We start from the raw sequence: 15,020 nt of genomic DNA on the forward strand, positions 1-15,020 counted from the left end.
TCCGTCCATACGCACAAATTGTATTATAGTTCATTACCCCCAAAATGCAATATTTTCCTAGGGTTTTTGGACATTTAATAAAAAATATTTACAATTCGTTGAATACGGACTGCCATGCTTTTCCATACTGGATAGTAATGCCTTAGAGCATGAAGAAAGGAGGTAAGAAGAGATGTCCGAGAACGAGAACCATCGTCAGCCATCCACAGGCTCACCACAAGCACCTAGGGATAAAGAGGTACCTGCGTCTATGCGCTGGATGCGTCGTATCAAGAAAATGTTCTCATTCCTTTTCACTTCCTGCGTTCTGCTCCTTATCGTGGCCGCTGGCTGTCTCGTCTATTTGCGTGCTCAAACATTGCCCGTCACCAAAATGCTGCAAACCTCCCAAATGTACGATACACATGGCGAACTGATCGACACCTTTTATTCCGGGCAAAATCGGCAGGTCGTCTCACTGAGCGAAATATCGCCTTATCTCATTAAAGCTACGCTCGCTGTGGAGGATCAGCATTTCTATGATCATTTCGGCGTAGATGTGAAGGCAGTAGCAAGAGCAGCTGTTGTCAATATACAAGCCATGGCTAAGGTGCAAGGCGCAGGAACGATCACTCAGCAATTAGCTCGGAATTTATATTTAAATCATGATCGGACTTGGTCGCGTAAAATCAAAGAAACTGTGTTCGCTGTGCAAATGGAAATGCAGCTGACGAAGGATGAAATTCTAGCGAATTATTTGAATCAGATTTATTACGGTCATTCAACGTATGGGATTGAAACGGCTTCTGAGCTTTTCTTCGGCAAGCATGCCAGTGAATTAACGTTGGCGGAAAGCGCGATGATCGCTGGGGTCCCTAAAGGGCCACGCTACTACTCACCGTATTATGATCTGAAGAATGCGATGGATCGGCAAAAAGTGGTGCTGCAGACGATGGTGCGCAGTGGCTTCATTACACAAAGTGCCGCTGACGCCGCAGGCAAAGAGCAGTTGACGATTCAACCGCTTACGAAGAAGAAGCCAGCAGCAGCCCCCTACTTCCGTGATTATGTGCGAGCACTGGCAACGGATAAGCTGGGCATACCGGAAGATCAATTCGATGAAGGCGGCATTCGCATTTACACGACGCTCGATAAAAATGCGCAGCAAATCGCTGAGAGTGTGATCACCAAGCAGCTCACGGGTAAAACAGACCTTCAAGCCGCTCTGGTGGCAATCGACCCTAGAACGGGAGAAATCAAAGCGATGGTCGGCGGTCGCGATTATTCCGAGAATCAGTTCAACCGTGCACTGTCGAATACACGACAGCCGGGGTCCTCTTTTAAACCCATTGTTTATATGGTCGCTCTGCAAAATGGCTATACACCTGTAACGCAGGTAAAAAGCGAACCGACGGTGTTCACCTACGATGAAGGCCGTCAACGATACACACCCAGAAACTTCAACGATCAGTATGCCAATGCAAATATTGATATGCGGCAGGCGATCTCGAAGTCGGATAACATTTATGCGGTGCATACGATTCTGGATGTCGGTCCTGCGAAGGTAATCGATCTGGCCCGCAAGCTGGGCATTGCATCTCCGATGAAGCCGCTGCCGTCGCTGGCACTGGGGTCCTTCCCAGTAAGCCCTCTCGAAATGGCGTCAGCGTTCGGTACGATTGCGAATCAAGGCGTTCATCAGGAGACGACAGCGATCGTGCGTATAGAGGATGCGAACGGTCAAATTTTATATGAAGCGGCACCGAAAGCGGAGCCCGTGCTTGATCCGGCTGTCGCTTATGTGATGACGAATCTGATGGAGAGCGTGTTCGAAGAGGGCGGCACCGGCAACCGCGTAGCCAGTACGATTAAGCGACCGATAGCCGGCAAAACCGGTACAACCGACACCGATGCATGGCTGGTCGGCTTCACACCAGAGCTCGCAACCGCCGTATGGGTTGGCTATGACAAGAGTAGGGACATTTCCACGGTAGAGTCTCATTTGGCTTCTCCCATTTTTGCGGAATTCACGGAACAAACCTTAGAGGCGATACCGCCGAAGCTGTTCCCGATTCCCGAAGGGGTAACCAGTGTCTATATTGATCCGGTGAGCGGCAAGCTGTCCAATGAGGACTGTCCGAACTCACACATGGAGGCTTTCCTGGTTGGCACGGAGCCGACAACATTCTGCACAGGCAAACCCGCGAAGCCAGCTTCGAATGATGATCCAAAGAGCACCCCTAAAGGTCAAAACGGCTCTTGGTGGAATGATATTAAACGCTGGTGGAACGACTGATCCGCCTGTTTTCGGGGAACACAAAAAGGCAGAACTAAGCGCGTCTTAGTCTGCCTTTTTGCTGTCCTAGTATATGAGGTAACATACACTAGGGTCTAGTATACTCGGTTCACCCAAACGTAACAATGGATGACACATAATGTTCATAATCTCGATTTGCACGTTTGATCGCTTAGGAAAGCGCATCTTTCAATGATTGATCCGAGCGATTCCACCATTCCTCATTGTGCGCGATCAGCTGATTTTTGAGCAGCGCCCGCTCCTTGTCATCCAAGCCGTCGAAGATGAATTTACGCTTCATTGCAGCATCCATCTTGTTCACGTGCTCGGCTAGAATTTTCCACCCTCTGCGAGCTTCTGTGTCAATCAACATTTCACAAGCTGTCATTCCAGCGTAGTAGGCTCCTTCTTCGGTACGGTCTACTGCCACCCAAATAATCCAAGCTTTACGGCCGTTCGGCACATCTTCTTTGTTCGTTGAGAATTTGATACCTTTTTCGATCTTGCTTTTGGCATGAAGTGTACCTTCGTCCAGGTAGGCTTCATCCCCGTCAATAATGACACCAGAAACGTTGCTTAGGTCGATTGCTCCGGCACCGAATCCTTTATGGTTCACTTTGGAACTTACTATATTTAAGGCCAGCTTCTTTTTATCCGCTTCCATGAGGGCACCTTCCAGTCTTCTTAATGTTAAAATGACGCTTTGCTTTCATTGTAGCTAAAGTCATCCTCCAGAACAAGGGCTGGTTGCATCCGGTGTCACCGTTGGTGTGGAAGGGTGCTTACTCGTTGCCGTCTTTTACTACTTCACTTCCACCGTGATACTGCCGACAGCTCTTTCATCTATAAAAGCATTCAAACGCCAAACCCCCGCGTCATCGAACCTCATCAGTGCGGGGAACCCCGCATCCGCTCCATTTATCGGTACCGTTCCCGGCCAATTCATTTCCCTGACTAGAGCATTATCCTGCAGTAGAACCTGCCGTTTCTCTCCAGTCTCGACACTTACTGCTTCAACGCGGAATTTCTTCCCTTGCAAAGGCTCGCCTTGCTTCCATATGTGCCACATATACTTGTTAGGCGTATTGACCTTATAACCGCCTGGGCTCAGGAGGCCGATCTTTCCTTTCTCACCTTGCAAATGATAGCTGCCACTTTGAAAAAGCGGGCTTACCTTGGCCTTATCAAGCTCCGCTACCGACGTAAGCTGTTCCGGAGACTGTACCTTAACCGCTTTAGGAAACCAGGAAAATTGAGAAAGCACAGTCATGAGAACAATCAACCCGACGAAACAGCCCAAAACAACGATCACTTTTCTGAATTTAATCATCGATTCCACACCCCTTATACCTATAGACTCATTGATGAGCCGCTTCGTTCCCCCTCTTTCTAACAATTCTTTTCCAAGCTCAGAAATATTCCCTAGGTTGTCTACATATACATGCTGTAGATGCTTGTTTAGGCGGGGTGGATATCATGAGTGTTCTATTCAAAAACCGCAAGGTTCAATGGTTCGTTGTCATGCTCCTTGCAGCAGGCGCTGTCCTGCTGTCTGAAAATTTGCTCCCATCTGCAAGTAAATTAGCCGTTCCAGTCGTCTCTAAGGATGAAAAGTCTGCTCCGGCGCCGGACATGCAGCCTGCAGATAGCGGTAAGTCATCAGAGAAGCAAGCGCCAACAGCGCTTAGCTATCGTATTGCGGAGTATCACATGAGCGTTGCTTACACGCCCGAAACGAGGCAGCTCAATGGGCAGCAAACGTTGACTTGGGAAAATCCAGGAACCGTTCCTGTGCAAGAGCTTTACCTCCATCTGTATCCCAATGCCTTTGACTCAAAGAAATCGACGTTTATGCGTGAATCAGGCGGTAAGCTGCGAGAAGATGAAGCCAAGGCAGACAGCAGCGGCAGCATGAAGTTGCTTTCTGTGAAAACGGTTGACGGAGAGGATCTCAGTATGCGTATGGCGTTCGTGCAGCCCGATGACGGCAATAAGGACGATCATACGCTGCTCAAAATTCCGCTGCCAAAACCAGTTGGGGCCGGGGAGCAAGTCACAATCAAGACGGAATTTCTCGTCAAGCTGCCTGCCGCCTTCGCAAGAATGGGCTATGTGGATGACTTCGTCATGGCGGGTCAATGGTTCCCTAAAGTTGCTGCCTATGAGCGAGTTGGTACAAGAGGACGTACAGAGCCGGGGTGGAATCTCCACCAGTACCATGGAAATTCAGAATTTTATGCCGATTTCGGGATGTATGACGTGAAAATTCAGGTGCCGGCGAACTACACCGTAGCAGCTACCGGTTTCCCGGTTAAGCCCGCTGTGACAGACAACGGGATGAAGACGTACCAATTTTATGCGGATGATGTGCATGACTTCGCTTGGTCGGCATCGCCTCACTTCGTTTATGTGGAAGAACCTTACTCAACCGCACAAATACCCGGGGTCAAGATTAAGCTCTACCTCGATCCCAATCATCAGGACTTGAAGGACCGCTATATGTATGCCGCCAAAAAGGCACTTTCCCGCTACAGCCAATGGTACGGACCGTACCCTTACTCGACCCTTTCGATTGTCGTACCTCCCCCAGGAGGCAACGGTGTGGGCGGTATGGAATATCCGACTTTGGTAACCTCGTGGGATGCCAGCGACAAGAAACCTGATCTTGAGCTAGAACGTGTCGTTGTTCATGAGATTGGACATCAGTTCTTCTATGGAATGGTAGCTAGCAATGAATTCGAAGAAGCTTGGCTAGATGAGGGCTTTACCTCCTATGCGGAGGATAAGGTCATGGAAGCGGAGTATGGGGTGTCCCCTAATTTACCTGTCGAATCAAGCTTTATTACATCTCCACATACCCTGAATCAGAACTCGTGGGCTTATGCGGGACATGATCAATATGCAGAGAATGTGTACACACGAGGCAAGCTCGTGCTTAAAGCCATTGAGAAGCAAGTTGGCACCAAAACGATGGACCGCATTATGCGCACTTATTTCCTACGTTGGGAATTTAAACACCCTTCTACGAAGGACTTCCAGAACGTTGTCGAAGAAGTGACCAAAACGAAGTGGGATGAATTCTTCAACCAGTATGTATACGGCGCCATGATGATGGATTACACCGTGGAGAGCATTCGCGTCAAATCCGTGGGCAGCAAAGGGGCAGAGTCCTACGAAAGTGCCGTTCTCATCTCCAAACGAGGCGGCAATTCACCCGAAGTGCCCATCCAATTCCATTTCTCTGACGGCACAGTGCTGGATAAAACATGGGATGGTAAAGAAAGCAGTATCGAATTCAAATTAACCCACAAGACTCCTGTAGACTGGGTTCGAATTGATCCTAATTACTCGCTCGTGCTGGAAAATAAACACATTAATAATTTTATGCAAACGCAAGTGGATACGAAGTGGAAAATCCGTTGGAATCTCGGTCTCATTCAATTCCTGCAAGCCATTTTCGGTTGGGTCGCCTGGTAAGCGGCTAGGCTTATCCAATGCTTTCAAAGTAAGTTTTCCTACGGAAAACTCTTAGGAGGGACAACTGTGGCAACTTATATCAAGTCTGGCTTCAGGGCGGCTTTACGGCAACCTTTCGCCACGATCGTCTTGTTCCTGTATCAGATGGGCTGGGGCATCCTGCTGTATAAGCTTGTACAGGGTGTTCTCGTCCCTCTCATGCACCGCTATCCAGGTGGCGAGCAGCCGAAGCAAGCGCTGCAGCTATTTCTAGCTGAAGGACAGTTCCAACTGGTCAAAACCGATCTTAGCCATTCCTACCTTTGGTGGCTGGCTGCTCTACTTGTTATTCGTATGCTGCTCACCCCAATGATGAATAGCGGCGTCTACTATTCGCTGACCCATTCGCAGCAAAATGCCGGCTATCGCTTCTTCCGAGGCATCAAGGAGCTCATGCTCCCATTCCTAATTGCATATGTCGTTCGAATCTCGCTCTCCTTGCTGCCGCTCATATGGCTGTTTCCAAAAGTGCAGAGGCAATTCGCACATACCACTTCGTATGAGCAAGCAGCTCTCCAATTGCTGCCTTGGTTGCTGGGCATGCTCGTCTATGGCTTTCTCATACATCTTCTTTTTATGTACGTGCAATTCGCGATTGCTGCCAAACTTGGCATTTTGTCCACTGTCATCACATTCGTTCGCAGTTTGCTTCCTATTATCGGGCTTGCGCTTATCCTCCTGCTCGCCTCGGGACTATTGGCAGGGGTCACTGTCACAGCAACTTACATATGGGCAGGTCTGGTAGCGCTAATCATTTATCAGCTCTTTCCGCTTTTCCACATTTTCTTTCAAATGTGGGCCATAACTTCCCAATATCAGCTTCTATCTGCCAAAATGGACGGTTAAAAACAATAAAATAAGCTGAAATTAGCTCATCTTGTTTCATCCCCTTGCAAAAGGGGCTTTTTTTTGCGTTTTCCGAAATATTTTACATATTTTTAAGGCAAATCGCATAGAAAAGGAGGAATTTCGATGTTTATGACGAATTACAAGGACTAGCATCAAAAAACCAAATATTTCATGCCGAATTCCTCATTTCTTGGGGAAACGGGGGAACCACACCGGGTGAATTGATCTTGCCAGACAGGGATCATAGGGAACCTTCAACCGAACCCTCCAGCTAACCTCGTAGGCACCGGAAGGAGACAAGCAGTTGAGAAAGATTGTTGCTCTTGTTTTTAGTCTTGTTTTATTTTTGAGTATCGGTTTAGGAAGCGTGTCAGCGGCACAATCCACTTTGGATGAAACGGTTGACGGATTGCTAGGAATTCCGTACAGAACGGCGGGAACGACCACAAAGGGCTTTGATTGCTCTGGTTTCACCGCATACGTTTTCGACAAATTCGGCATTGATCTTCCTCATAGCTCATCATCTCAAAATAACGAAGGCTACTGGATTGACAAAAAAGATCTTCGTAAAGGTGATCTTGTGTTCTTTGACACAAGCGGCGGCAAAGGTATTTCTCACGTGGGTATCTACCTTGGAGACGGTGAATTCATTCACTCTGCATCCGATGAAGGTATAGTGAAAAGCAAACTTAGCCAATCTTATTATGCGAAGCGGTATGTATCAGCCCGACGTGTTCTGTGGGATGATATCTATAACCAATTAACTGCTGAATCCAAGTAAATTCTTGCACGATTCATGAATAAAGCCCGGACAAGCCCCGCTCGAAAGAGCAGCTTTCAGGGCTTTTATTCATTTACTAATCCTGTAACTTGACATCGTATGTTAGCCGTTCTATAATAGCGGCATATTGTTTTCTAGGGTTCCGTGGCGTTCATCGCCAGACTGGTCCGAGGGGAAACACGCAGCGAATACGCTGTGGTCACGGAGGGGAAAAAGCCCGGGAGTCATATCGCTTAAGCGATATAACTTCCAGGCTTTTTCCTTTTTTTGCGACTAAATAGGAACGTAGAACAAATTCAAGAGGAGTGATTCATCATGGCATGGTTATATCTCGTTATTGCAGGTGTATTTGAGGTAGTATGGGCGATCTCATTAAAATTTTCTAATGGTTTTACACGGTTAGTTCCTTCCAGCGTCACGATCGCAGGGATGATTGTAAGTTTCTATTTTCTAGCGGCAGCAACGAAAACTCTCCCCATCGGCACAGCATACGCGGCTTGGACTGGAATTGGCGCTGTTGGTGCAATTATAATCGGCACCCTTTTTCTTGATGAACCCATTACTAAGGATCTTATTCATGATTCTGATCTTAGTTGGCGTTCTCGGCCTTAAATTTACTTCTGGGCATTAAGGGGTCCGAAAAACTACGTCATGTCATGCTCAATTGCTCAATTTGGTGACGATTCCTGAGATTCGACGATGCCTGGTATCTTGCGTTTTGGCATCGTCCACCTGCCGGACAAATTCTTTCCGCTTCGAGAATGCCAACGCTTCAAAGGCCTCGATTGCACCGTCCTGAGAAGACAATACCTCCCTAAGGTCATCAGGAATCTCAACGGTTCGAGGCTCAAGATCAAGGTTGAGTATAACTTCCACCTGGTCGCCAGCCTTCAAACCAGACGCTTCCCGGTGGGCTGCACTCAATGGAAGGAGGAACTCATTCCCCATAACTGCTACAGTGCTGCGATAGGTGTAACCGTTAAGGCTCACGGTGACACTCGGCTTCTTATGTCCACCCAACTCAGCTATAACCTCGGCTGGAATGGAAATTCCAGTGGCGTTTTTTCCCTGTGCTTGCATAACGGAAGCGGTGAATGTTACCCCCATTTTGCTTGTTCCCCCTTTGAACAAATAAGGTTCCATCGTTCTCACTCTTTTAGATGACAATTCACGGGAAATTATACCATACTTTTCTGAATAAATCGGACCCTATCAATGCAGATTAATCCATACAAGGATGGAGAGGCGGTATGATGTAAGGTTCAGATTTGATCTAACGTAACTGCTGAGTCAGATCAACAGGATAAGAATGTTTAGGAGGGAAATTCAACATGAATACATCGGATGATATCAATCGGAAACAGAATCGTAATAACGGGCTTCTCGGAGAGGAGCTAGAAGTTGACTCCGATGTTAACGAGGATCGTAACCGAGAGCAGCAATTGGACGATTCGTTTCAGTACTGGTACCGTAACGTCGGTTACTGGGTGCAGCAAAAGGAAGATATAACTCAGGTGCCGAAGGCGAACGTCTTCGATGCCGCCGCTGATATGGACGCTGAGTAGAAGTTAAACGGGATTATGGAAAACGACGAGATCAATAGGTAATCTATCATTGGAGGTATGAACGATGTCTGACAATACAAATAACGTTGATCAAAACAAAACGAGTATCTTTAAAAACGGGGTACAATCCGCAACGAATTATGTACAGAACGCCATTGAAAACGTAACTGCATCCACGCAAGATGCAACTCAAAATTTAGTGAATAACGTAATGAAAAGACGACAAAATGAAACCGAAAGTAATAAATAATTAGATTGGCGATGTTGAATTTCAAATGGAAAAAACTTAGTCAGAAAGCAGCCGCGGGCCATGACTAAGCTTTTTTTGTTGGTCTAATGGATATCGTGATTAATTGCTGCCGATAAACTATCTACACTCTTAAGCAACTGTGTAGCTGACATACCAGAAGCTGCTTCCCACAAATATTCGCAAATGCTGAGATAAAGGCTTAAAAATGTCATTCAGTTCATCATACGAGTAGTAGTTTTTGATAATTTCATGCATGGATCCGTCAGCCAGCTCGCGTCTTTTGTAGGTATCCTCGCTATGTTCATTCGTTATCAGCTCTCCGCCTCTTCCGGGTACGTAAACATTATCAGCGATAAAGATGCGGGCCCCTGTGCCAAGACGTTGGTGGAAACTCTGCAGAAATGACTCGATCCGATTCTTCGGAATATGCGAAAACCAGAAGTTGGCAAGACCAAAATCGAAAACCCCTGTCACTTCGGAGAGCTGGTACGCATCTCCCTGAACAAATGCTGCATTGGAAGCTGGCCAAGGCTTTGACTTAGCAATTTGCAGCACTTCAGGACGAATATCCACACCTACGATGTGATTAGCTTTACTCGCAGCAATTTCGGTCCAATACCCCGTACCACAGGCTACCTCAAGAACGTTGCAACCCTCCACTTGCTTCTTCACCATTTCGCTCAAAAGACTAAGCTCTTGTTGGAACTGCGCGTCCTCTCGGTGATAAATCCGTTCATACTCCTCTGCTCGGGCGCCGTAGTATTCTTGCATTTTTACTTTATCTTCGTTTAAAAGCTGATGCTTATCCTTCACTTCGTGGAGAATTCGTTGTCTGGCTGCCAATAAATCAGCGAAAATAGCGCCACCCTGTGCGGAGTAGTTAGCTAGCAAGCCATGCGTGGCCATCACAATTAGCTGTGTCATCGACAAACCTGTTTCATCGGCCATTTTCTCCAGATCCGACTTTACTTTCTCCGGTAAGTAAACAGAGAGTCTTTTAGTTTTATCATTTTTGTCATCCACGGTAGGTATCCCCCTGAAGATTTTTCATAATTTTAACACATATTATATGTTATAGTAACATTTAATTTACGTTTTACGGCAAGTGGAAATTAGGGCTACTTTTTTAGGACTCTATCAGCTAGCAACCCACGCAAATCTCTCTATCAAACATAGAATACTTCGTAAGTATATTCATAACTTGATAGGAGATGGTTAAATGATTAAGAAACAACGTATCGCAGGCAGACCAACCAAAATTGTTAGACTACCTAGATGTTCAGGCTTACCAAAAACGAAAGCCCTGCTGATGTACCATGCTCAATTGAAGAAACACAACAGATTGGGGGCAGGCCGCTTCCTCAGCCAGCGTACAATCTCGATCGGAACCGATAACTCCTGGTTCAACGCCCAGATCATTCCTCGTAATCCAGCATGGATACCGGTGACTAACGCCAACTATGTGTGGTACTCCGGCAATCTTAGTGCTGAGAATGCCGTCATTTCGACACGATTCTCGCTCTCGCAGCGGAGATCCATTCTCGCCGCATCCCTCTTCCTATCGGTCGACAATTACGCTGTTGTGATCATTAATGGTGTGCCAGTGGTCTATGATGCACCACAGAATACCCCTTCATTCTACAACACTGGTCGCACCTTCAACGTACGTCGCTTCTTGAGACAGGGTCGTAATGACATCGTCATCATCGCTTTTAACTTCGGTGGACCTCGTAGTGATGCTGCGCCTGCAGGCGTAGCAGCTAGATTGGACATCCAACTCAGCTCATTAAGACGATAATTCAATGGAAAAAGGTCGGATCCCATCCTCAGGATGGAACCTCGACCTTTTTTTTACTTCACATAAATTGACGTTCACTGCCGTAGCGGCGTTTGAGCTGATTCAAGAAAAACTGCAGTGCCAGGAATAGCCCTGCGAAGCTGGTTCCTGCACTCAGAATAATCCATGGATGCAGTCTAATGTACCTTGAGCCGTAGGCGATTAGCGATAACCATTCACCTGATGTTGTGATGGCGATGGAATACCCAGCATCACTATCACCAATTGACTCAATACCGCCAAGTACAATGTTAAAAACAGCCAACTGCCCTAACAAGAAGAGCACCTGCATGAATTCGCTAAGGAAGATGAACAACATTTCATTTCTCATACAGGGAACCAAATGTCGCATCGTTCGATGGTAGACAGAACCGCCCATTAAACGTGATGCTTCAATAAATAGTCGTTCATTATAATAACGTGCCCGATCTGCCACCTGATGGGCTAATGGAAATATCCCAATGAATGTGACTAGACTAATAAAAGTAACCGTGAACAGCAGCTGGTAATGCGGGTCCGCCTTCAGCCCCTGATCAAGCCGCAGCCCAAAGTACATGCCGGCTAAAGGCGGGAACAAGAATACAAACGCAGGCATTGAGGAAACAACCCACTGCATAGAGCGAAGAATGCCCCATCCTTTGCCCGTGGTCCCGCTCCACAATCCCCATGGGAGGGCAAAAACAAAGCGAAACAAGGTTAACGCTAGCGCCGTGCCCAGTGTATATTTCAACCCATTCAGCAATAAACTCAGCACATCAAAGCCCCTATGATCAGTGCCCAGCAGGAAGGTACTGTTAGGTGCGTATGGCGGAATACTGTATCTCGTTTTACCGTCCTCTTGATATTGGAGCATATTAATCTTGTCATCCGGTGAAATCCCATGGGGCATCAGCCAAGTGCCGAATATCATCACAAGCAGGATGAGCACGATGAGTGCAATCGAACAGTAGTAAGCCGTTGATGAGCGTTTCAACATCGTCAAACCACCTCCCCTGTCCGAACGATAAACTTTTTGCGCAGCAATGCATAGAACACATGAAAAGCCATAGCAACTAGCGCAAGTGCCATACAGATAGCCGACATGGAGGAGACACTCTGTAAAGCTGGGGAGACGATAAAGCCTCCCAAACCGGAGATTCCGCAGATGGCCTCCGCAACAGCCATACTGGCGAGTGCCAGTGTGGTCGCTTTGGGTAAGATCGCCAGCAAATCAGCCATTACATTTCGCATTACATGAGAGACGAGCACCTCTCTGCGAGTTAACCCTTTGGCTAGCGCGGTGACGACATAATCCTGTCCAAGCTCACGCGCGATCGCGATGCGAAGGGTGCCGTAGATGGTGACTGAGGGAATCAGTGCGATCGTGAGAAACGGGATGAGGAACGGCGTCTTATCACCGACTTGAACAATAAGCAGCACAAAGTGCCCCAAATATTTCGTCGCATAGACCGCCCCCAATTGTATGAGAACGATTAAGAAAAAATCAGGTAAGCCAACAAGCAAAGCATGTGTACCATCCATCAAGGCACCTAATCGGCGGAACATGGATGCTGTCATCGCAAATAGCACACTAAGCGCAATCGCGAGCAGTAAACCAGGAATGAAATAAGTACATGTGCGAAGAAGCATGTTGGGGAGCTCCCCAAGAACAGCCACCTCTTTCCTATTGAAAGGACTGCGGAATTTACCAAAATCACCTTGAGCGAAACCTTTGACTTGCTCTTTTAACGAATAGCCGTAATAACGCCAGGAAATAATGGGATGCTCTAGAGGCACAGTGTTCGCACGAAATATGCCTTTGATCGATAAAGTCTTTCCGATATAGTCCCATGACTTCCCATAAGGAACAGACAATAAGCCTGTCTTTTCATTTAGAACTTGACTGCCAGGCAGCTGCTCACTTATTTTCTGGATGCTCGTATCTGGACCTATGGCGACCCGAATCTGATCCGGCTGCGTAGATAAAAAAGCGTTCCGGATATTGCTTAGAAAGAAGATGCACACGAGTGTAAATAACCCAAGCAATATCCACCGAAATATCGAACTCAACTATCATCACCTCGTTCTATTATTCACCGTTGGTAGATAACTATTTTCATAGTTTATCACGATTCATTTGGAAGTTCTATCCTATCTTTGGGAATAAAAAGAGGCTGCAGCAAGCTATCTTAAGCTAGCTTGCTGCAACCCTGTTTAAGAACTATACTGCGCTTGGTGCAGGCGACTATACACACCGCCTACAGCGATGAGTTCCTCGTGTCCGCCCTGCTCGGTAATGCCTTGCTCCGTCACGACGACAATGCGGTCAGCATTCTTAATCGTCGCCAGCCGGTGGGCAATGACTAGCGTCGTGCGGCCACGCGACAACTCAGCCAGCGACTGCTGAATCGCCGCCTCTGTCTCCGTGTCGAGTGCCGACGTCGCCTCATCGAGGATAAGAATCGGCGGATTCTTCAAGAACATCCGCGCGATCGCGAGGCGCTGCTTCTGACCGCCAGAGAGCTTGACGCCGCGCTCACCTACTACCGTATCCAGCCCCTTCGGCTGCGACTGGATATAACCCGTCAGCTGCGCGCGCCGCGCAGCTTCCCAGATCTCGTCGTCCGTCGCGCCTAGCTTGCCGTACGCGATGTTCTCCCGCAAGGTGCCGGAGAACAGGAACACATCCTGCTGCACGATGCCGATCTGACGGCGCAGCGACTCCAGCTGGATGCTGCGAATATCGTGGCCATCAATGGAAATGCTGCCCGCGCTCACATCGTAGAATCGAGGCAGCAAGCTGCAGATCGTGGTCTTCCCGGCACCGGATGGACCTACGAAAGCAACGGTTTCCCCAGCTCGAATAGATAAGCTGATATCATTCAATACTCGGGCTTCATCCCCGTAGCCGAATGACACCGAGTCGAAGGTAATTTGACCATCTAGATGACTAACCTTCACTGCATTCGGCAGATCAGCTACCTCAGGCTCCGTATCAATGACTTCAACATACCGTTTAAAGCCGGCAATTCCCTTCGGATAGCTTTCAATGACATTATTAATTTTCTGAATGGGACCCAGAAAAACGTTCGTTAAGAGAACGAAAGCAATAAACTCCCCATAGGAAATCTGCTTGTCTATCACGAACCATGTGCCGCAAATAAGGACAAAAACCGTTACCAGACGCATTAAAATGTAACTCAGCGAAACGTTCCACGCCATAATTTTATAGGAAAGCAGCTTCGTCAACCGGAACCGTCCATTGTTATCCTCAAACAGCTTCTTCTCGTAGGACTCATTCGCAAAAGCTTGAACGACACGAATCCCACCGATATTGTCTTCGACTCTTGCATTAATATCGGCAAGGTCGCCCATCATTCGACGGAACGTCTTCGTCATTTTTTGATTAAAATACACCGCAATCCATAGCAAGAATGGGACGATAACGAAGGTTAAGAGCGCTAACTTCATATTAATATGAAGCATAAGCAGGAGTGCACCGATCAGCGTCATTACCGCAATGAACAAGTCCTCTGGACCATGATGCGCAACTTCACCAATCTCAAGCAGATCGTTTGCCATACGGGACATTAATTGGCCCGTTTTGTTATTGTCATAGAACCGAAATGAGAGCTTCTGCAGATGATCGAACATCTTTTTCCGCATATCTGTCTCGATATTAATCCCCAACTTATGCCCCCAATACGTGACTATGAAATTTAGCACTGTGTTGAGTCCATAGACAGCAAGCAAACCCGCGCAAGCCCAAAGAATCCATTTCCAATTCCCGGCAGGAAGCAATTTATCGACGACCTGATTAACAGCAAGCGGGAAACCCAATTCTAGGAGCCCAGCCACGACCGCACAGGTAAAATCCAAAATAAATAAGTGCTTATAGGGCCGATAATACGAAAAAAAGCGTTTTAACACGTGTATCCCCACCTTCCTTCGCCTATTATACCTGATAG

General features: G+C 47.3%; 14 protein-coding genes, 1 pseudogene and 2 riboswitches. Of the genes and pseudogenes, 8 read left to right on the forward strand and 7 right to left on the reverse strand.

Annotation, left to right across the window (positions count from 1 at the left end):
- The first annotated feature begins 172 nt into the window (after positions 1–172).
- Complete coding sequence (locus ASG85_RS18445) at positions 173–2,275, forward strand: transglycosylase domain-containing protein (RefSeq protein ID WP_060647393.1); 2,103 nt, start codon at positions 173–175, stop codon at positions 2,273–2,275.
- A gap of 172 nt (positions 2,276–2,447) precedes the next feature.
- On the opposite strand, the gene ASG85_RS18450 is transcribed toward ASG85_RS18445, so the two are convergent.
- Together ASG85_RS18450 and ASG85_RS18455 are read right to left on the reverse strand one after the other, a co-directional pair.
- The gene (locus ASG85_RS18450; protein WP_060647394.1) at positions 2,448–2,939 is read right to left on the reverse strand and encodes a YwhD family protein; all 492 of its coding nucleotides are present in this window, start codon (positions 2,937–2,939) and stop codon (positions 2,448–2,450) included.
- 138 nt (positions 2,940–3,077) lie between these two features.
- A complete protein-coding gene (locus ASG85_RS18455) occupies positions 3,078–3,605 on the reverse strand; it encodes a hypothetical protein (protein WP_060647395.1) in 528 nt (175 codons plus the stop codon).
- Positions 3,606–3,751: 146 nt separating this feature from the next.
- On the opposite strand from ASG85_RS18455, the gene ASG85_RS18460 reads away from it, so the two are divergent.
- The 4 genes and pseudogenes from ASG85_RS18460 (at position 3,752) to ASG85_RS18475 (ending at position 8,052) form a co-directional block, all read left to right on the forward strand.
- Entirely contained in the window at positions 3,752–5,752 is a 2,001-nt protein-coding gene (locus ASG85_RS18460) for a M1 family metallopeptidase (protein ID WP_060647396.1), read from the forward strand.
- 66 nt (positions 5,753–5,818) lie between these two features.
- Positions 5,819–6,637: a hypothetical protein gene (locus tag ASG85_RS18465; protein WP_060647397.1), complete on the forward strand. Its 819-nt coding sequence runs from the start codon at positions 5,819–5,821 to the stop codon at positions 6,635–6,637.
- Between the two features lie 165 nt (positions 6,638–6,802).
- A riboswitch (cyclic di-AMP (ydaO/yuaA leader) is annotated at positions 6,803–6,941 on the forward strand.
- 3 nt (positions 6,942–6,944) lie between these two features.
- Positions 6,945–7,421, forward strand: a complete 477-nt coding sequence (locus ASG85_RS18470; RefSeq protein ID WP_060647398.1) for a C40 family peptidase — start codon at positions 6,945–6,947, stop codon at positions 7,419–7,421.
- Positions 7,422–7,544: 123 nt separating this feature from the next.
- Positions 7,545–7,647, forward strand: a riboswitch (guanidine-I (ykkC/yxkD leader).
- 89 nt (positions 7,648–7,736) lie between these two features.
- Positions 7,737–8,052: pseudogene (locus ASG85_RS18475) on the forward strand (DMT family transporter).
- A 29-nt stretch (positions 8,053–8,081) separates the two neighbouring features.
- On the opposite strand, the gene ASG85_RS18480 reads toward ASG85_RS18475, so the two are convergent.
- On the reverse strand, positions 8,082–8,528 hold the full coding sequence (locus tag ASG85_RS18480; RefSeq protein ID WP_060647399.1) for a YdeI/OmpD-associated family protein: 447 nt from the start codon (positions 8,526–8,528) through the stop codon (positions 8,082–8,084).
- Between the two features lie 224 nt (positions 8,529–8,752).
- On the opposite strand from ASG85_RS18480, the gene ASG85_RS18485 reads away from it, so the two are divergent.
- Both ASG85_RS18485 and ASG85_RS18490 read left to right on the forward strand, forming a co-directional pair.
- Positions 8,753–8,986 (forward strand): hypothetical protein, encoded by a 234-nt coding sequence (locus tag ASG85_RS18485; protein WP_057304473.1) that lies wholly within the window; start codon positions 8,753–8,755, stop codon positions 8,984–8,986.
- A gap of 64 nt (positions 8,987–9,050) precedes the next feature.
- Positions 9,051–9,236: a hypothetical protein gene (locus tag ASG85_RS18490; RefSeq protein ID WP_060647400.1), complete on the forward strand. Its 186-nt coding sequence runs from the start codon at positions 9,051–9,053 to the stop codon at positions 9,234–9,236.
- A gap of 129 nt (positions 9,237–9,365) precedes the next feature.
- Here the strand turns inward: ASG85_RS18490 and ASG85_RS18495 are convergent, their stop codons facing one another.
- Complete coding sequence (locus ASG85_RS18495) at positions 9,366–10,259, reverse strand: methyltransferase domain-containing protein (RefSeq protein WP_060647401.1); 894 nt, start codon at positions 10,257–10,259, stop codon at positions 9,366–9,368.
- 196 nt (positions 10,260–10,455) lie between these two features.
- Here ASG85_RS18495 and ASG85_RS18500 point away from each other — a divergent pair, with 196 nt between their 5' ends.
- Positions 10,456–11,034 (forward strand): hypothetical protein, encoded by a 579-nt coding sequence (locus ASG85_RS18500; protein ID WP_060647402.1) that lies wholly within the window; start codon positions 10,456–10,458, stop codon positions 11,032–11,034.
- 58 nt (positions 11,035–11,092) lie between these two features.
- Here the strand turns inward: ASG85_RS18500 and ASG85_RS18505 are convergent, their stop codons facing one another.
- The 3 genes from ASG85_RS18505 to ASG85_RS18515 form a co-directional block, all read right to left on the reverse strand.
- The gene (locus tag ASG85_RS18505; protein ID WP_060647403.1) at positions 11,093–12,049 is read right to left on the reverse strand and encodes a hypothetical protein; all 957 of its coding nucleotides are present in this window, start codon (positions 12,047–12,049) and stop codon (positions 11,093–11,095) included.
- Positions 12,050–12,051: 2 nt separating this feature from the next.
- Complete coding sequence (locus ASG85_RS18510; protein WP_060647404.1) at positions 12,052–13,122, reverse strand: ABC transporter permease subunit; 1,071 nt, start codon at positions 13,120–13,122, stop codon at positions 12,052–12,054.
- A 144-nt stretch (positions 13,123–13,266) separates the two neighbouring features.
- Positions 13,267–14,982, reverse strand: a complete 1,716-nt coding sequence (locus ASG85_RS18515; protein WP_060647405.1) for an ABC transporter ATP-binding protein — start codon at positions 14,980–14,982, stop codon at positions 13,267–13,269.
- Positions 14,983–15,020 lie beyond the last annotated feature (38 nt).

It is taken from the genome of Paenibacillus sp. Soil724D2 (assembly GCF_001427935.1).
Lineage (GTDB): Bacteria > Bacillota > Bacilli > Paenibacillales > NBRC-103111 > Paenibacillus_E.